At 66.5% G+C, this 18,549-nt stretch carries 13 protein-coding genes; 6 read left to right on the top strand and 7 right to left on the bottom strand.

The window, feature by feature from the left end; genetic code table 11:
- The first annotated feature begins 32 nt into the window (after positions 1–32).
- Complete coding sequence (locus tag K8U54_RS07415) at positions 33–3,806, top strand: EAL domain-containing protein (protein WP_249909531.1); 3,774 nt, start codon at positions 33–35, stop codon at positions 3,804–3,806.
- A gap of 4 nt (positions 3,807–3,810) precedes the next feature.
- Here K8U54_RS07415 and K8U54_RS07410 read toward each other — a convergent pair whose 3' ends face one another.
- The 4 genes from K8U54_RS07410 to K8U54_RS07395 all read right to left on the bottom strand — a co-directional run bounded on the left by K8U54_RS07410 (position 3,811) and on the right by K8U54_RS07395 (position 6,939).
- Complete coding sequence (locus K8U54_RS07410; RefSeq protein WP_249909530.1) at positions 3,811–4,707, bottom strand: S66 peptidase family protein; 897 nt, start codon at positions 4,705–4,707, stop codon at positions 3,811–3,813.
- Positions 4,704–5,609 (bottom strand): 30S ribosomal protein S6--L-glutamate ligase, encoded by a 906-nt coding sequence (gene rimK / locus K8U54_RS07405; protein WP_070884623.1) that lies wholly within the window; start codon positions 5,607–5,609, stop codon positions 4,704–4,706. The genes K8U54_RS07410 and rimK overlap by 4 nt, the downstream gene beginning before the upstream one ends.
- Positions 5,606–6,007, bottom strand: a complete 402-nt coding sequence (locus K8U54_RS07400; RefSeq protein ID WP_236101235.1) for an ATP-dependent zinc protease family protein — start codon at positions 6,005–6,007, stop codon at positions 5,606–5,608. The genes rimK and K8U54_RS07400 overlap by 4 nt, the downstream gene beginning before the upstream one ends.
- A gap of 140 nt (positions 6,008–6,147) precedes the next feature.
- Positions 6,148–6,939 carry an EAL domain-containing protein gene (locus tag K8U54_RS07395; protein WP_249909529.1) on the bottom strand — a complete coding sequence of 264 codons (792 nt, stop codon included), beginning with the start codon at positions 6,937–6,939 and terminating at the stop codon, positions 6,148–6,150.
- A gap of 370 nt (positions 6,940–7,309) precedes the next feature.
- On the opposite strand from K8U54_RS07395, the gene K8U54_RS07390 reads away from it, so the two are divergent.
- The gene (locus K8U54_RS07390; RefSeq protein ID WP_167364718.1) at positions 7,310–7,720 is read left to right on the top strand and encodes an RNA-binding S4 domain-containing protein; all 411 of its coding nucleotides are present in this window, start codon (positions 7,310–7,312) and stop codon (positions 7,718–7,720) included.
- 31 nt (positions 7,721–7,751) lie between these two features.
- Here the strand turns inward: K8U54_RS07390 and K8U54_RS07385 are convergent, their stop codons facing one another.
- The gene (locus K8U54_RS07385; protein WP_249909528.1) at positions 7,752–8,543 is read right to left on the bottom strand and encodes a phosphatase PAP2 family protein; all 792 of its coding nucleotides are present in this window, start codon (positions 8,541–8,543) and stop codon (positions 7,752–7,754) included.
- Between the two features lie 212 nt (positions 8,544–8,755).
- Here K8U54_RS07385 and hslO point away from each other — a divergent pair, with 212 nt between their 5' ends.
- The 4 genes from hslO (at position 8,756) to K8U54_RS07365 (ending at position 14,809) form a co-directional block, all read left to right on the top strand.
- Positions 8,756–9,643 (top strand): Hsp33 family molecular chaperone HslO, encoded by an 888-nt coding sequence (gene hslO, locus K8U54_RS07380; RefSeq protein WP_249909527.1) that lies wholly within the window; start codon positions 8,756–8,758, stop codon positions 9,641–9,643.
- 153 nt (positions 9,644–9,796) lie between these two features.
- Positions 9,797–11,338, top strand: coding sequence for a phosphoenolpyruvate carboxykinase (locus K8U54_RS07375; RefSeq protein WP_249909526.1), 1,542 nt, complete (start codon positions 9,797–9,799; stop codon positions 11,336–11,338).
- 152 nt (positions 11,339–11,490) lie between these two features.
- Positions 11,491–13,416 (top strand): RecQ family ATP-dependent DNA helicase, encoded by a 1,926-nt coding sequence (locus tag K8U54_RS07370; protein WP_249909525.1) that lies wholly within the window; start codon positions 11,491–11,493, stop codon positions 13,414–13,416.
- Between the two features lie 70 nt (positions 13,417–13,486).
- On the top strand, positions 13,487–14,809 hold the full coding sequence (locus K8U54_RS07365; RefSeq protein WP_249909524.1) for an NTP/NDP exchange transporter: 1,323 nt from the start codon (positions 13,487–13,489) through the stop codon (positions 14,807–14,809).
- On the opposite strand, the gene K8U54_RS07360 is transcribed toward K8U54_RS07365, so the two are convergent.
- Together K8U54_RS07360 and K8U54_RS07355 are read right to left on the bottom strand one after the other, a co-directional pair.
- On the bottom strand, positions 14,799–15,683 hold the full coding sequence (locus K8U54_RS07360; protein ID WP_249909523.1) for a LysR family transcriptional regulator: 885 nt from the start codon (positions 15,681–15,683) through the stop codon (positions 14,799–14,801). The genes K8U54_RS07365 and K8U54_RS07360 overlap by 11 nt on opposite strands.
- A gap of 75 nt (positions 15,684–15,758) precedes the next feature.
- Positions 15,759–18,545: a hybrid sensor histidine kinase/response regulator gene (locus tag K8U54_RS07355; RefSeq protein ID WP_249909522.1), complete on the bottom strand. Its 2,787-nt coding sequence runs from the start codon at positions 18,543–18,545 to the stop codon at positions 15,759–15,761.
- Positions 18,546–18,549: the final 4 nt, after the last annotated feature.

Raw genomic sequence — 18,549 nt, 5'->3', positions numbered from 1 at the left:
ATGCTGTGCTGGCATAACGATATGAGGTTCGTATGCCCCGCACTGCCGAGCGCTTGCCGTTCTGGACCTGGTGGTTACCGCTGCCGGTATTCCAGCTGGCCACCCAGCTGTCGCTGACCACCCAGGTCGAGAGCGGGTTGGGCGTCCTCTACCTGCCGTTCGCCCTCGGCCTGGTACTGGTGCTCTGGTGGGGGCCACGTGTGCTGCTGGCGCTCTATGCCAACGCGCTGCTCTCCACGCCGCTATGGGGCCTGGACTGGCACCAGGCGCCCCTGCATGCACTCCCGGAAACCCTCGGCGTCGCCTGCTGTTACCTGCTGCTGCGCTGGCGCCCGTTCGATGCGGCCCTGCCGGACATCAGCCACGTGCTGCGCTTCATCCTGCTGGGCGTCCTGCTGCCGGTGGCGTTGACCAGCCTGCTGTTGATCGGCTGCCGCGTGTTCCTTGGCGAGCTGACGATGGCGCAGTTGCCACAGCTGGTGCTGACCCTGTGGCTGGTCGACAGCCTGAGCTCGCTGGTGATCGCCATCGCCCTGCTGACCTACCTGAGCCCCTGGTTGCGCCGGCGCGGTTGGCTGCTGCCGGCCGCGGGCATCGCGACGCCCCTGCTGCAGGTGCCGACGGCCTTGCGCACCTTGCCGTCGCGCTACGCGTTGCTGCCGGTGCTGGTGTGCCTGCCGCTGTTGCTCGAGCTGCTGCCGGCAACCCTGAAGATGCCGGCCGCCGGCCTGGTCATGCTGGGGCTGGCACTGGTCTGGGGGTTTTCCGGCGCGGTATGCGGGGCGGCGGTCAGCGCCCTGGCCACCCTGGGGCTGCCGTGGGGCCAGGTGCTGACGGTCAGCAGCTGGATCGAACCGCAGCGCCTCGAGCTGCAGGTCGGCATCCTGCTGTTCGTGGTGGCGGCGCTGCTGATCGGCCGCAGCCTCACCGATCTGCGCCTGGCCCTGGTGCATAGCGCTGCGGTGCAACGCCAGCTGACCCTGGCGCATTCGGCGCTGGATGCCAGCCCGCTGGGCGTGCTGATCGCCGACGCGCGCCAGGCACAGCTGCCGCTGGTCTACTGCAACCCGGCCTTCGAGCAGATCAGCGGGCGTGAAGCCGACGCCACGCTGGGCTTGAGCCTGCTCGAGCTGCTGCGTGGCGAAAAACGCCACGAAGGCTTGCATGTGCTGGAAACCGCCATCCGCCGTGAAGTACCCGGCAATGCCGTCCTGCGCCTGCAACGTCATGACGGTAAAGCCTTCTGGGGCGAGGTGATCCTGGCGCCGATGCGCGACGAGCAGGGCGTCAGCCACTTCATCGTCATGCAGCAGGATGTCAGCGCCCGTGAGCAACTGGCCCAGGACATGGTGCGTCAGCGCGAAACCCTGCAGCAGCAGAGCCACCTGTTCACCCAGACGGAAAACATCGCCGACCTGGGCGGCTGGTCGCTGAACATGCGCGACATGAGCATGTACTGGAGCGCCGGCTGCTTCGCCATCTACGAACTGGATCCGAAAAGTGGCGCGCCGTCCTTCGAGGAGTCGCTGAGCCAGTTCGATGCCGCTGGCCGCGAGCTGATCGGCCGCACCCTGCAGAAGATGTACAAGGGCGAGGATCAGTTCGACATCGAGGTGCGTGCCACCACCGCCAGGGGCCGCACGCGCTGGGTGAGGCTGCTCGGGGTCGCCGAGCGCGACGGCGGTGAGCTGGTGCGCATCTACGGCGCCGCCCAGGACATCACCGCCCGGCGGCGCACCGAGCAGCAACTGCGCGAGCGCGACGACCGCCTGCGCCTGTTCTTCGAGGCGCCGCTGATCGGCATGGCGCTGATCACCCCGACCTTCGGCTGGTCGGAGGTCAACCTCAAGCTGTGCAGCATCCTCGGCCTGAGTCGTGAGCAGTTGTTCGAGTCCAGTTGGGCCGGCATCAGTTGGGCGGATGACCTGGAAGCCGAACAGCCGCTGCTCGACGAGGTGCTGGCCGGCAGCCGCGAGGGCTTCGAGCGTGACCGCTACTTCCTGCGCGCCGATGGCAGCCAAGTGCCGACACGGCTCAACCTGCGCGCGGTGCGGCGCAACGATGGCGGGGTCAGCATGTTCCTGGTGCTGGTGGAGGACATCAGTGCGCGCTTCGAGGCGGAGGCCCGCTACCGCACCGTCGTCGAGCATGCGCCGGAGGCGATCATGCTGTACAGCGAGGAGGGCGGCATGGTCGATTTCAACGCCAATGCCCTGCGCCTGTTCGGCTATCGCCGCGAGGAGTTGCTCAACCGCCGGCCCTTCGAACTGAGTCCGCAGTTGCAAAGCGACGGCAGGCCGTCGTCCGAGGCCGCCAAACATTACCTCAAGGCTGCCCTGGCGGGCGAGGTACCGGTGTTCGAGTGGCTGCACTGCGACAGCAAGGGCCGGCAGTTCCCCTGCGAGGTGCGTCTGGTGCGCTTGCCGGGCGAACCGACGTTGATCCGCTGCAGCGTGACGGACATTTCCGAGCGCCAGCGCTACCAGCGCGAGATCGAGCGCCTGGCCTACAGCGACGAGCTGACCGGCCTGCCCAATCGCCGGCTGATGCTCGATCGCCTGCAGCACGCCATGGATCGCGAGATTCGCCAGGGCAGTCTGGGCGCGCTGCTGTTCATCGACCTCGACCATTTCAAGACGGTCAACGACAGCCTTGGCCATCTGGTCGGCGACAGCCTGCTGCGGGAAGTCACCGCGCGCCTGGAGGCACAGCTGCGCAACGAAGACACCCTGGCGCGCATGGGCGGCGACGAGTTCGTGGTGCTGCTCGAGGGGCTGGACGCCAATGCCCAGCTGGCGGGCGAGCAGGCCGCGCTGGTCGGCGAGCGCTTGCTCAAGAGCCTGGAGCGACCCTGCGTGGTCGACGGCCATGAGCTGTCGATGAGTGCCAGCATCGGCATCGCCCTGCATCCATTCGGCGAGCAGAACGCTGCCGACGTCCTCAAGCAGGCGGATACCGCCATGTACCGTGCCAAGCAGGCCGGGCGCAACGCGCTGCACTTCTTCGCCCCGGAGATGCAGGCGGCCATTGACCAGCGCCTGCAGCTGCAGGGCGAGCTGCGCCAGGCGATTGCCCGCGACCAGCTGTACCTGGTGTTCCAGCCGCAGCTGCAACTGGGTGATGGCCAGTTGATCGGCGCCGAGGTACTGGTGCGCTGGGCGCACCCGGAGAAGGGCGAAATCCTGCCGGGCCAGTTCATCCCGCTGGCCGAGGAAACCGGTTTGATTCAGGACATCGGCAGTTGGGTCCTGGAACGGGCATGCGCCACGCTGCAGGACTGGTTGCCGCACTACCCCGGCGTGGTGCTGGCGGTGAACCTCAGCCCGCGCGAGCTGCGCAGCCGCGAGTGCGTCGAGCGGGTACGCGGCTGCCTGGAGCGCTACGGCGTGCCCGCCACGGCGCTGGAACTGGAGCTTACCGAAGGCGTGCTACTCGAGGACGTCGAGCAGTGCATCGCCAACATGCAGGCGCTCAAGGCCCTCGGCGTGCGCTTCTCGATCGACGACTTCGGCACCGGCTATTCCTCCCTGACCTACCTCAAGCGCCTGCCGCTGGATCGCCTGAAGATCGACCGCAGCTTCACCCAGGACCTGGGCATCGGCGGCAATGGCAACAACGTCCTGCTGGTGGAAACCATCCTGATGATCGCCCGCAACCTGGGCCTGGAATGCGTGGCCGAAGGCATCGAAACGCCGGAGCAGCTCGCGCACCTGAAAACGCTGGGGTGCGAGGTCGGCCAGGGCTACCTGCTCGGCAGGCCGATGATCGCGGCGGACTTTCTCGAGCGCCTGGCTCGGCCCCGCTGAGGCGTCACCAGCTCAGCGTATCGCCTTGCAGGCGCGCCAGGCGGCCATAAGGCCAGGCGCAGTTGGCGTCGCCGTGGCCGCTGGGCAGCTCGCCGTAGAGCGGAATATCGAAGGGCGCCAGGTACTCGCCGATGATTTCCTCGATACTGTGCTGCACGCCGCGCCGTGGGCAGTCGGTGAAGCTGCCCAGGCATACCGCCGCCGGGCGGCATTCGCCGAAGCTTTCGAACAGCTGCCAGAAGCTGCGCTCCAGGCGGTAGTAGGGCTCGCCGACGTCCTCGAGAATCAGGATGGCAGCCTTCGGCAGCTGCATACCGGCCACGGTGCCGCAGCCGCTGGCCAGCGCCGTGAGGTTACCGCCGACCAGCGGCCCTTCGACGGTGGATTGCGGGCCGCTGACATGGCGGACCGGCAGCGAGTGGCTGCGGTCCTGCAGCAGATCCCACAGCGAACGCATCGACGCCAGCCGCTCGCGTTGGCCGGCCGGCGCGGCCATTGCCTGCAGGCCAAGGGCGGTGGCCACCGGGCCGTGGATGCCGGGCAGGTCATGGCGGGCGAAGGCATCGAGCAGGATCGACAGGTCGGAGTAGCCGATCAGCGGGCGCGGGCTGGCCTTTTGCAGCAGCGTCCAGTCGATGCCCGGCAGCAGTTGCGCACTGCCATAGCCGCCGCGCAGGCACCAGACGGCGTCGATGTCCGGCAGGGCGAAGGCCTCATGCAGATCATCCAGGCGCTGCGCCGGGGTGCCCGCCAGGTAGCGATGACGGGCGCGCACATGGCGGCCCAGGTGGTAGTCGATGCCCTGCACCTCGAGCTGCGCCAGGGTGGCGTCGAAGATCTCGTCGGCGATGGCCGAGGCGGGGGCGATCAGGGCCACGCGGCCGGTGAAGGTGGTGCTCATCCTTTGCCCTTGGTGCGTGTCAGGTTGGGACCGCCGTTCTTTTCCAGGTAGCCGATGATCATCCCGGCGACGTCCTTGCCGGTGGTCACTTCGATGCCTTCCAGGCCCGGCGAGGAATTCACTTCCATCACCAGCGGGCCGTGGTTGGAGCGCAGGATGTCGACGCCGGCCACCGACAGGCCCATCACCTTGGCGGCGCGGATGGCGGTCATGCGTTCTTCCGGGGTGATCTTGATCAGGCTGGCGGTGCCGCCGCGGTGCAGGTTGGAGCGGAATTCGCCGGGCTTGGCCTGGCGCTTCATCGCGGCGATGACCTTGTCGCCGACCACGAAGCAGCGGATGTCGGCGCCGCCGGCTTCCTTGATGTATTCCTGCACCATGATGTTCTGCTTGAGGCCCATGAAGGCCTCGATCACCGATTCGGCGGCCTTCTCGGTTTCACAGAGCACCACGCCGATACCCTGGGTGCCTTCGAGCACCTTGATCACCAGCGGCGCGCCGTTGACCATCTGGATCAGGTCGGGAATGTCGTCCGGCGAGTGGGCGAAGCCGGTCACCGGCAGGCCGATGCCGCGCCGCGACAGCAACTGCAGGGAGCGCAGCTTGTCCCGCGAGCGGGCGATGGCCACCGATTCGTTGAGCGGCACCACGCCCATCATCTCGAACTGGCGCAGTACCGCGCAGCCGTAGAAGGTCACCGAGGCGCCGATGCGCGGAATCACCGCGTCGAAGCCTTCCAGCGGTTTGCCGCGGTAGTGGATCTGCGGCTTGTGGCTGGCGATGTTCATGTAGGCGCGCAGGGTGTCGATCACCACCATTTCATGGCCGCGCTGCTGCCCGGCTTCGACCAGGCGACGCGTGGAATACAGGCGCGGATTGCGCGACAGCACAGCGATTTTCATTGGGCACCGGTCGGGTCGGGAAGCACGGGTTTGTCTTGTACGTAAGTGAGCGCCGGGTTGACCACCAACTGGCCGTCGACCAGCGCTTTGGAACCGAGCAACATGCGGTAGCGCATGGTCTTGCGGCTGGCCAGGGTGAACTCCACCGGCCACTGCAGATCGCCCAGCATCAGGCTGGTGCGGATCACGTAGCGGCTCTGGGCCTGGCCATTGGAGCTCTTGATGGTCTTCAGCGCCACCAGGCGCGCCTCGCAGCGGTGGCGGCGCTGCACCTGGGTGCCGATGTAGGCAGTGAAGCGCACCCAGCGTTCGCCGTCACGCTCGAACGGCTGGATGTCGCTGGCGTGCAGGCTCGAGGTGCTGGCGCCGGTGTCGATCTTGGCGCGCAGGCCGACGATGCCCAGCTCCGGCAGGTTCACCCACTCGCGCAGGCCGATCACGTTGAGGTGGTCGAATGTCTTCAAGAACGCGTTCCGTTTCTACAGAGGGCTGGCGTCAGGCGCGCATGGTACTGAAAATCCGCCGTGCCGCACGCCTTTCAGTGGGTGATCGTGGCGGATGCCCACGCCGCGTCGGCGACCGCCGGCAGGCCCCTGAACTGCGGCTTAGCGAACAGGTAACCCTGCATCAGGTCGATGCCACTGGCGGCGAGGAAGTCCCGCTCGCTCGGCGTTTCGATGCCCTCGGCGATCACCGTTACACCCAGATCGTTACATATGCCGAGGATGCCGCGCACGATGGCCTGGCGGGCGTTGTCCCTGTCGACGTTGCGAATCAGCGCCATGTCCAGCTTGATCAGGTCGGGCTGGAAATCGGCCAGCAGGGTAAGCCCGGAATGGCCGGCGCCGAAGTCGTCGATGGCGGTCTTGAAGCCGAACTCACGGTACTGGCGCAGGATGTTGGTCAGGTGCTTGCTGTCGGCCATGTGGTCGCTTTCCAGGGTCTCGAAAATCAGCCGGTCGAGTGGGAAGTCGTGCTGGCGCGCCGCTTCCAGGGTGCTGCGGATGCACAGCTCGGGTCGGTACACGGCGTTGGGCAGGAAATTGATCGACAGGTAGCTGGCCATGCCCAGTTGCTTGGCTTCGGCGATGGCCTGGGTGCGGCAGCGCTGGTCGAAGCGGTAGCGGTTGTCGTCGTTGACGCGTTCGAGTACGGAGAGTGCGCCTTCGCCCGCCGGTCCGCGCACCAGTGCCTCGTGGGCGAACACCTGGCGAGTGCGGATGTCGATGATCGGCTGGAAGGCGAAATGAAAGGCGAAATCCAGCTCGGTACTGCCCTGGCAGCCACGGCATTTTTCGGGGTGGACGAGGTCGCTGGGAAAGTGGGTCACCGCTGCTCCAGAATGAGGATCGCTCGGGCTTGCATGCATCGGACAATGCGCACAGGCTGGAGTGTGGAAAGAATTGTGATAGGGTCTGTTCCCGTTTCACGCACGGCCGCGCCGGAGCCAGTTTTTGCGCGAGGCAAGGCACGAGATGCGAAGTTTGGCGGGCCAAATGAGCCATCGAGTAACGCCGCATCGCGCAAAAACTGGCCCGGCCCTCCGGGTTGCGCGGGAAATGACCTCCGCTGTCGTTGCAGGACTTGGCAAGGGAACAACCATTCCCTGCGTCCTGCGCCTAACCGGAGGCCATTTCTCGCTGCAACGCGGCTCGCGCTGAAACGGGAACAGACCCACGCCAGCAATGAGTGAGGTAAGGGTGGCAAAGCAGGATGCCGATGACAAGGTTCGCTTGGATAAATGGCTGTGGGCCGCACGCTTCTATAAAACGCGGGCGCTGGCCAAGGCGGCCATCGAGGGTGGCAAGGTGCATTGCCGGGGTGAGCGCTGCAAGCCGGGCAAGGAGCCCAAGGTTGGCGAGGAGTACGTGATTCGCACCGGCTTCGACGAGCGGACCGTGGTGGTGCAGGCGCTGTCGGTGGTGCGCCGCGGGGCGCCCGAGGCGCAGACCCTTTACGCCGAGACCGGCGAGAGCATCGTGCGCCGCGAGAAGGCTGCCGAGCAGCGCAAGGCCGGTGCCCTGGGCGTGCAGACCGAGGGGCGGCCGAGCAAGAAACAGCGTCGGCAGCTGTTTTACCTGCGTGGCGGCTCCGGGGAATGGGTGGAATAAGGCTGCCCGTCATGGAGCAGCCCGGTGTTGGTCAGCGCCCGCTGACCACCGCGAAGGCGCCGATCACCGGCAGTCGTGCCAGGGCGCGCATCAGGGGTGCCGTCGCCCGTTCGAGGGCGGCGCTGGCGCGGTAGGCCAACGGCGTGTAGCAGCTCCAGGCGATGCCCAGCACGCTGAGCAGCACGCCGCCGACGAAGGCGTCCGCGCCCCAGTGGGCGCCGGCGACCAGGCGCGGCAGCATGCCGATCACCGCCACCGTCCACACCAGCAGGCGGCGCCAGCCGCTGACGAAGAAGCTGCAGAACATCGCCCAGATCATCAGCACCGAGGCGTGGTCGCCCGGGAAGCTGCGGCTGGCGCTGTCCTTGAGGTCCCAGCGCTCTTCCCAGGCCGGAAACATCTCGGTCAGTCGTGCACTGCCTTCAATCTGTAACGAGGGGCTCGCATGCTGCCAGCCCATGTACTCGACCAGGTCGGAAAAGCCCACGCGCATCAGCAGCATGACGATCAGCGCGACCAGAAAGGCGTACAGCCCGACGCGCACCTGGTTGGCCGGGAAAATCAGACCGGCGCGCAGCATGATCGCCAGCATCACCACGCCGACCCCGGCGTCCACCGGGCGCATGCTGCCGATGGCCCAGATATGCGCCCACAGGCCGCCGGCATGCACCGGGTCGTTGAGCAGGTGGAACAGCCATACGTCGAACTGATTCCAGTACAGGCGGGTGACCGGCCACAGCCAGCTGGCGAACAGCAGGCCGATGAGCAGGTGGCTGATGAGCAGGGCGCGTGGGCGCCATTGGGCATTGAGAGCGAGGGGCATGACGGCGGCTCGGAGAAAACCGCCGATTCTAGGCAGCCCGCGAGCCCGGCTGGCCGCTATCGGCGCTTTGTTCAGCCGGCGTTCAGCTGCTGTGCGCCAGCCGTTCTTCGCGTGCGGCTTGGTCGGCGCCGCGTTTGCGCCTAAAATTGCCGGCCCCCAGTCCAGTGGGCGCGCCCCTGGCCTGTCTAGCATCCCATAGCAGGCGACCCGTTATGTCCGACTTCACCCAACGCTTTATTTTCGACGACACCGATGTGCGCGGTGAACTGGTGGGGCTGTCCGGCAGCTATCAGCAGGTGCTGGCCAAGCACGATTATCCGCGCCCGGTGGCGCAACTGCTCGGTGAGCTGCTGGCCGCTGCCTCGCTGCTGGTCGGCACCCTGAAGTTCGATGGCCTGCTGGTGCTGCAGGTGCGCTCCGAAGGCCCGGTGCCCCTGTTGATGGTGGAATGCTCCAGCGACGGTGACGTGCGTGGCATCGCCCGTTACGACGCCGAGCGCATCGCCGAGGGTGACGGCCTGCGTCAGTTGATGCCCGAGGGCGTGCTGGCGATGACCGTCGATCCCAAGCAGGGCCAGCGTTACCAGGGCATCGTGTCGCTGGACGGCGCCACCCTGGCCGACTCTCTGACCAACTATTTCGCCACCTCCGAGCAGCTGGCCACGCGGTTCTGGCTGTGCGCCGACGGCCTGCGCGCCCGTGGCCTGCTGCTCCAGCAGCTGCCGCCCGATCGGCTCACCGACGACGAGGAGCGCGCCGCCAGCTGGGAGCATCTGGTGACCCTCGCCGACACCCTGCAGAACGAGGAATTGCTGGGCCTGGACAACGAGACCCTGCTGCACCGCCTGTACCACCAGGAGACGGTTCGCCTGTTCGAGCCGCGGGGCATTCGCTTCCGTTGTAGCTGCTCGCGTGAACGCTCGGCCAAAGCGCTGGTCAGTTTAGGGCGGGCCGATGCCGAGCTGCTGCTCAGCGAGCATCATGGCCGCGTGGAAATCGACTGTCAGTTCTGCAACGAACGCTACGGCTTCGATGCCGCCGACATCGCTCAGCTGTTCGCTGGCGGAGGCAGTCAGCAGCCCTCCGACACCCGTCACTGAGGGCTGCCAGCAACGCGCAGGCTGTTCTGATTGGGGGCTGCACCCGCGGCCCGCTTTTCTGGCATAATCCGCGCACTTTTTTAGCTGTAGTCCTGCCCTTTGCATGGCTACAAACGTTTGGAAGACTCGGCCGTTCGGCCGACGGGGACTCACATGACGCAAGCCAACAACGCTGTGTACACCGACATCAGCACTGCCCAACTGGTCGAAGAAGCCCTTCGTCGCGGTGAAGGCGAACTGGCGTCCACCGGTGCTCTGGTTGTACGCACCGGCCACCGTACCGGGCGTTCTCCGGTCGACCGCTTCATCGTCGACGAGCCGAGCACTTCGGCCGACATCGGCTGGGGCCCGATCAACCGCAAGTTTCCAGCCGACAAGTTCGATGCGCTGTGGGAGCGCGTCCAGGCGTTCTCCAACGCCCAGGACAGCTTCGTTTCCCACGTTCATGTAGGTTCCGCCGAAGCTCACTACCTGCCCGTCAAGATGACCACTGCCACCGCCTGGCAGAACCTCTTCGGCCGTCAGCTGTTCATCGAGCCGAGCCAGTACAACCCGTCCGGCAAGCAGGAGTGGCAGGTTCTCAACGTCGCCAACTTCGAGTGCGTGCCAGAGCGCGACGGCACCAACTCCGACGGCTGCGTGATCATCAACTTCGCCCAGAAGAAGGTGCTGATCGCCGGCATGCGTTACGCCGGTGAGATGAAGAAGGCCATGTTCAGCGTGCAGAACTTCCTGCTGCCGGCCGCCGACGTGCTGCCGATGCACTGCGCCGCCAACATCGGCGAAGAAGGCGACGTGACCCTGTTCTTCGGCCTGTCCGGCACCGGCAAGACCACCCTGTCCGCCGACGAAAGCCGTTACCTGATCGGTGACGACGAGCACGGCTGGGGCGAGGGCGTGGTATTCAACATCGAGGGCGGTTGCTATGCCAAGTGCATCGACCTGTCCGAGAAGAACGAGCCGGTGATCTGGAAAGCCATCAAGTTCGGCACCGTGCTGGAAAACGTGGTGCTCGACGAGCAGCGCAAGCCGGACTACACCGACGACAGCCTGACCCAGAACAGCCGCGCCGCCTACCCGCTGGAGTTCGTCGAGAAACGCAGCGAGAAGAACCTCGGTGGCGAGCCGAACGCGGTGATCTTCCTGACCTGCGACCTGACTGGCGTACTGCCGCCGGTGTCGATCCTCAACAACGAGCAGGCTGCCTACCACTTCCTGTCCGGCTACACCGCCCTGGTCGGTTCCACCGAGATGGGTTCGGGCAGCGGCATCAAGTCAACCTTCTCCACCTGCTTCGGCGCGCCGTTCTTCCCGCGTCCGGCCGGTGTCTATGCCGAGCTGCTGATCAAGCGCATCCAGGCCTTCGGCTCCAAGGTCTACCTGGTCAACACCGGCTGGACCGGTGGTGGCTACGGCGTCGGCAAGCGCTTCAACATTCCGACCACCCGTGGCGTGATCGCCGCGATCCAGAGCGGTGCGCTGATCGGCGCCGAGACCGAGCACCTGCCGATCATCAACCTGGATGTGCCGAAGTCGGTGCCGGGCGTCGAGACCAACCTGCTCAACCCGCGCAACACCTGGGCTGACCAGAACGCCTACGACGAGGCCGCCAAGGGCCTGGCCAAGCTGTTCATCGACAACTTCACCAAGTTCGACGTCAGCGACGCCATCAAGCAAGCCGGCCCGCAACTGTAAGTTGACCCGCGCTCGCTGACAAAGCCGCCTTCGGGCGGCTTTGTCATTTATGGTGCAACACTTCTCGCAGTCCTGGGTGGCTGTGCGCTGTGAAACGCTTGCCACACAGGTTACGGTTACTGGCCATTCAGCGGTCAACGGAGTGACAGCCCATGTCCACCCTCAAACGCGTCTTCGGTTTCGATCAGCTGCGTCCCGGCCAGGAACGGGTGATCAGCGCCGTGCTCGCCGGCCGCTCGGCGGCCGCGATCTTTCCCACCGGCTCCGGCAAGTCGCTGTGCTATCAGTTGCCGGCCCTGCACCTGCCCCATCTGACCCTGGTGGTGTCGCCGCTCCTGGCGCTGATGCAGGATCAGCTGGCCTTCCTGCACCGCCATGGCATCAGCGCGGCGAGCATCGATTCGGCGCAGAGCCGCGAGCAGGTCAGCGAGACCATGACCAAGGCCAAGGCCGGCGAGCTGAAGATCCTGATGATCTCGGTCGAGCGCCTGAAGAACGAGCGCTTTCGCAACTTCATCAGTGACGTGCCGATTTCCCTGCTGGTGGTCGACGAAGCCCACTGCATCTCCGAGTGGGGTCATAACTTCCGCCCGGATTACCTGAAACTGCCGGACTATCAGCGCCAGTTCGGCATCTCCCAGGTGCTGCTGCTCACCGCCACGGCGACGCCGCCGGTGATCAAGGACATGCAGAAGAAATTCGCCATCGCCGCCGGCGATGTGGTCACCACCGGCTTCTACCGCCCCAACCTCAATCTGCTGGTCGAGCCGGTGGCCGGCCGCGACAAGCAGCGGCGCCTCGAGCAGTGGCTGGGCGCCAAGCAGGGCGAGCCGAGCATCGTCTACGTCACCCAGCAGAAGACCGCCGAGCAGGTCGCCGAACAGCTGAGCCAGCGGGGCCTGTCCGTCAGCGCCTACCATGCCGGCATGGGCCACGAGATGCGCGAGGCGATCCAACGCCGCTTCATGGCCGGTGAGCTGAGCTGCATCGTCGCCACCATCGCCTTCGGCATGGGCATCGACAAGCGCGACATCCGCAACGTGGTGCATTTCGACCTGCCCAAGTCGGTGGAGAACTACAGCCAGGAGATCGGCCGTGCCGGCCGCGACGGCGAGGCTTCCGATTGCCTGGTGCTGGCCAATCGCGACAGTCTCAACGTGCTGGAGAACTTCGTGTACGGCGATACGCCGGAGCACGACGGCATCGTGCGCGTGCTCGAGGAGATTCGCGGCAACAGCCAGGGCGGCCAGTGGGAAATGACCGTCAATGCGCTGAGCGATCACAGCAACATCCGCCAATTGCCGCTCAAGACCCTGCTGGTGCAACTGGAGCTGCGCGGCATCATCGCGCCGCGCTACGCCTATTTCGCCGAGTACCGCTTTAAATACCTGGCCGAGCCAGAAACCCTGCTGGCGCGCTTCGAGGGTGAGCGGCGGCAGTTTCTAGAGGCCATCTTCAATGCCTCGGCGCGGGCGCGTACCTGGTGCACGGTGGATTTCGACGCGTTGTACAACGTGCACCAGGCGCCACGCGCACGGGTGGTCAAGGCGCTGGACTACCTGCAGGAGCGTGGCTGGATCGAGCTGGAAAGCAAGCAGATGACCGATGTCTATGCCGTGCTGCAGGCGGACTTCGACGTGCAGGCCCTGGCCGGCGAGCTGCATGCCTATTTCGTCGCCCAGGAAGGCAGCGAGATCCGCCGTATCCAGGCCATGCTCGCGTTGTTCGCCAGCGGGCAGTGCCTGAGTCATCGCCTGGCCCGCTACTTTGGTGACGAGCAGGCCCCCGAGCATTGCGGGCACTGCTCGGTGTGCCGCGGCCAGGTTGCCCAGCTGCCCGAACCGCCGGTGCTGGCGCCCCTCGCGGAGCACGACCGCAATGCGTTGTGCGCGCCATTCATCGCCGCCCACCAGGCCGCGCGAGGCGGTGAATTGCCCGGTAACGAATGCCTGGCACGCTTTCTCTGCGGCCTCAGTGCGCCACTGTTCACCCGCCTCAAGGCCCGGCAGATCAGGGGTTTCGCTGCGCTGGAGGATTATCCCTACGGCGAGATTCGTGCCTGGCTGGCCGACGCCTGACGGGCTGTGACTGAGGTGGGCGCGGCGCCGTGGGCCATACTGCAGCGTTTCGAGCCCCGGAATCCACGCCATGCCCCTTTCCCTGCCCCAGCGCCTGGCCCGCGCCCTCAATGCGCAGCCCGGCGAGCTGATTGCCGCCCTGGCCGGATTTGCGCTGTTCTTCTGCCTGTTCAGCGGCTACTTCATGCTGCGGCCGATCCGCGAGTCGATGGGCATCCAGGCCGGGGTGGACAACCTGCAATGGCTGTTCACCGCCACTTTCGTGGTCATGCTGGCGGCGGTGCCGCTGTTCGCCTGGCTCAATTCGCGGGTGCCGCGCATCCAGTTCATCGACTGGGTCTACGGCTTCTTCTGCCTCAACCTGCTGGGCTTCGCCCTGGCGTTCAGCCTGATGGCCGACAGCCTGTGGTTGGCGCGGACGTTCTACGTGTGGATTTCGGTCTACAACCTGTTCGTGGTGTCGGTGGCCTGGAGCCTGATGGCCGACGTATTCGACGCGCCCCAGGCCAAGCGGCTGTTCGCCTTTATCGCCGCGGGCGCCAGCGTCGGCGGGCTGACCGGCCCGGCGCTGAGCGCGCTGCTGGTCGGCAGCATCGGCGCCAGCGGCCTGGCGCTGTTGGCGGCGCTGTTGCTGGCCGCCGCCCTGGCGCTCAAGCATTACCTGATGCGCTGGCGAGAGCGGGCCGGTGCCGGGCGACCGGGGGCCTGCCTGACGGAGAGTCCGCGACGCCCGGTGGCGGGCAACCCGTTCAGCGGCATGACCCGGGTGTTCACCTCGTCCTACCTGCTGGGCATCTGCGCCTTCGTGATCCTGCTCGCCACGGTCACCACCTTTCTGTATTTCGAGCAGGCGCGGCTGGTGGCCGAGCTGTTCCCGGATCGCGACGAGCAGGTGCGGGTGTTCGGGCTGATCGATTTCGTCGTGCAGGCCGGCGCGCTGCTGGCCCAGCTGTTCATTACCGGCCGCGTCGCCCAGCGCCTCGGCGTGCGCAGCCTGCTGGCCGCGGTGCCGATGCTGATGGGCGTGGGCTTTGTGGCCCTGGCCCTGGCGCCGACCTTCGCGGTGCTGGCCGGCCTGATGATCGTGCGGCGCATCGGCGAATACGCCTTCGTGAGGCCGGGCCGGGAGATGCTCTTTGCGCCGCTGGATGCCGAGAGCAAGTACAAGGCCAAGAACTTCATCGACACCGTGGTCTACCGCGGCGGTGATGCGCTAAGCGGCTGGGCCAAGAGCCTGATCGACCTGCTCGGCTACGGGGTGGCATTGATCGCGCTGGTCGGCGCCATCTGCGCGGCGCTCTGGGGACTACTGGGCTGGTACCTGGGCGGCCGGGCGGATAGGGGCGAAACCGGCATGCCGGTGGCCGAGCGCGAGGCGGCGGTCAGGCGCTGATCAGCGTGCGCGCCTCGCTGAAGCAGGCCTCGGCCAGGGGGGAGCGAGGCGCGCCGCGGCGCATGATCAGGCCCAGCGGCGCCAGGGTATGGGCGTCCTCGATGGGGGTGAGGATCAGCTCGTTGGTGAACTCGGCCAGGCCGTTGCGCAGCGGCATGATCGAACAGCACAGCCCGGCGCTGACCGCCTGCAGCAGTTGGTGAACGGCATCGGTTTCCAGCTTGGGCAGGGGCGTCAGACCCCGTGAGCGGAAGCTGTGGTCGATCGACTGGCGAAAGTGCATGCCGGCCGACAGCAGGCCCAGGGGCAGGTCGATCAGGCTTTCCCAGCGCAGGGTGGTTTCCGTGAACTGGAAATGCCGGCGGTCGTACAGCAGGCCCATGCGCGTGGCGGCCAGTTCCAGGCTGTCGAAGTGCTCGCGGTCGAGGCGATCCAGGTACGACAGCCCCAGGTCCAGCTGGTTGCTGCCCAGGCGCTCGAGAATCTGGTCGCTGCTCAGGGCGAACAGCTGGAAACGCAGCCCCGGATGCTGCTCGGCGAACAGGCGCACCAGCTCCATCGGGTCGAAGCCGGACAGCGGCACCACGCCCAGGCGCAGGGTGCCGACCAGTTGGCCGCGGCAGGCGGCGGCCTCGGCATACAGGCCGTCGTGGGCGGCCATCAGGCTGCGTGCCCAGGCCAGCACGCGCTCGCCTTCGGCGGTGAAGCCCTCGAAGCGCTGGCCACGGCGTACCAGTTCCAGGCCCAGCTCGTTTTCCAGGTTGCGCAGGCGCATCGACAGCGTCGGCTGGGTGACGTGGCAGCGCGCCGCGGCCTGGCCGAAATGGCGGGTTTCGTCGAGGGCGATCAGAAACTTGAGCTGCTTGATATCCATGGGCGCTCTATCCGGGGAGTGGGCGGTACCGGGGCGTGGCCGCGGGTGAAACGTCAACGGGCCCTGGCAGGCGCATCAGGAGACGACGGTATCGTCCTCGGCCTGGGTATGGCGCTCGCCCACCCAGTATTCGATCAGGTCGCGCAGCTGCGAGAGCTCCACCGGCTTGGCCATGTGGCCGTCCATGCCGGCCTGGCGGGCGCGCTCCTTGTGCTCGCTGAGGATGTGCGCGGTCAGCGCGACCACCGGGGTACGCGGGCGGCGCTCGGCGATCTCCCAGGCACGCAACTGTTCGGTGGCGGAAAAGCCGTCCATCACCGGCATCTCGCAGTCCATCAGCACCAGGTCGTAGCGCTGGGCCTTCATGGCATTCAGGGCTTCCTCGCCATTGCTCGCGGTATCGGGCTGCAGGTTGAGCTTGCCGAGCATGCCGCGGATTACCTTGGTGGAGATGCTGTTGTCCTCGGCGACCAGAATGCGGAAGTCCTCGGGCACCTCCAGGGTCGCCGGGCTGGCCAGGGCGGGAGCGTCCGGGCCGCGCTGGCGCTGGGCGAGCTCGTCGGCCAGGGTGGCCTTGAGGGTGTAGCCGGCCACCGGCTTGGCGAGAATGCGCTTGATGCCGGCGTTGCGCGCGATGATCTTGCTCGGTGCATGGCTGATGCCGGTGAGCATGATGATCAGGATGTCGTTGTTGAGGCTCGGGTCTTCCTTGATCTTGGCGGCCAGTTGCATGCCGCTCATGCCCGGCATGTCCTGGTCGAGCAGCACCACGTCGAAGTATTCGCGCATGTGCGCCCGGGTGCGCAGCAGCGCCAGCGCCTCCTTGCCCGACGGCACGCTGCTGACGTTCATGCCCCAGGCGTTGCACTGCTGCAGGAGCACCTTGCGGCAGGTGTCGTTGTCGTCCACCACCAAGAGGCGGGTGCCTTGCAGGGTGCCGTCGATATCGGTGCTCGGCTGCTGCAGGCGGGCGTCGTCCAGGGGCAGGGTCAGCCACAGGGTGGAGCCCTGGGTGCCGCCGCTCTGGATACCGAACTCGCCGCCCATCAACAGAATCAGCTGGCGGGCGATGATCAGCCCCAGGCGGCTGCCCAGGCGGGTGGCCGACAGGAAATCGCGGCTCTGCAGCTCGGTGTTGAGCAGTGCGTCGCGTTCGCTGGCATTGAGCGGGTGGCCGCTGTCCTGCACGGCGAAGCGCAGGCGCGGCTGCTCGCCGCTGGTGTCGAGGGCGACCACCAGGAGGATCTCGCCCTCGCTGGTCTGCTTGAAGGCATTGTCGAGCAGGCTGAGCAGGATCTGCCGCAGGCGCGTCGGGTCGCCACTGACGATGCGCGGCACCTGGGGCTGGATGAAGCTGATCAGCTCGATCTTCTGCAGCTCGGCCTTGGCGCGGAAGATGTCCAGGCAGTCTTCGGTCAGGGCGTTGAGGTCGAACTGCACGTCGTCCAGCTCGATCTGCCCGGACTCCAGCTTGGAAATGTCGAGAATCTCGTTGATCAGGTTGAGCAGCTCGTTACCGGAGCTGTGGATGGTCTGCACGTAGTCGCGCTGCTTGGCCGACAGCGGCGTGCCGAGCAACAGCTCGGTCATGCCCAGCACGCCGTTCATGGGCGTGCGGATCTCATGGCTGATCTTGGCCAGGAATTCGGCCTTGGCCTTGAGCTCGGCGTCGTTGGCGACCAGGGCCGTACGCGCCCGCGACGCGGCGCGTTGCAGCTGGCGCTGGTGTTCGGCCAGGGCGGCGCTGAGCACCACGCCGCTCAGCGTGGCGATGGTGAACACGCCGATCACCAGCCAGCCCGGGTCGAGCTGTTCGAAGCCGAACAGGATGGGAATGAACAGGCCGAAGCCGACGTTGAACACCACCATGGCGACGACCAGCAGGCGCGCCGACTGGTAGCCGTTGTGCCAGTGCACACCGCTGACCAGCAGCACCGCCAGTGTGCCCAGGAACACCAGCAGGTAGACCACCGCGCTGTACCAGAGCAGCCCGCTGATCAGGATGGTCAGGCCCAGCAGCGCCGTCACCAGGGCGTGCCCCTGCAGGACCAGATTGAGCTTGCTGCGCTGCATCGGCGTGTTGCGGAAGAAGCCGAGCACGAACGCCGACAGGCAGAACGCGGCGAGCAGCGCGCTGGTGTCGGCGATCAGCGACTGGTTGTAGCCCAGTCGCGGCACCCAGGCCGCCAGCAGGCCGAGGTTGGCTGCTGCGCACACCGCCAGCCCGGCATGCAGCCCGGCGAGCCACAGGCTGCATACCGAGCGGATGTAGGCGAAGCGGATCAGGTTGTAGACCACCACCAGCAACAGCGCGCCGAGCAGGGCACCGAACAGGTAGGCCGGCTTTTCCAGGCTGACCAGCTCGGCCTCGTCGATGACCTTGAACCAGGCCATCAGCGGGTGGTTGGAGGTCATCCGCACATAGACTTCCCGGGCCTGCCCATCGTTGGGCAGCGACATCAGGTAGGCCCGCGAGGGCAGCGGCCGGGAGCTCATGGGCATCGATTCGCCGCTGTGCACGGTCTGTTCGACCAGCGACCCGTTGAGCAGGTAATAGTCGAGAAACTGTACCCGGGGGGCGAACAGCCACAGCCAGTAGGGCGCCTGGTGCTCGGGCACGTCGAAGCGCAGCCACACGGCTTTCTCACTGGGCGGGTAGGTGAAGGCGAGGTCGTCGAGGGGCAGGAATTGATTGCGCCGGCTGCGCACGTCGTCCAGGTCCAGCTGGGCGCTGTCGTCGACGAACACCGACCAGCCGGTGGCATAGGGAGCGACCACACGCGACGCCGCCGTGCTCGACAGGCAGACGCCGGCCAGCAGCAGGCTGACGAGTAGACCTATGGCGATCCTGAGCCGTCGCACGTGG

Origin of the sequence: Pseudomonas fulva, assembly GCF_023517795.1 — a bacterium.
Classification (GTDB): Bacteria; Pseudomonadota; Gammaproteobacteria; order Pseudomonadales; family Pseudomonadaceae; genus Aquipseudomonas; species Aquipseudomonas fulva_D.
This window is presented reverse-complemented; position numbering and strand designations above follow the sequence as displayed.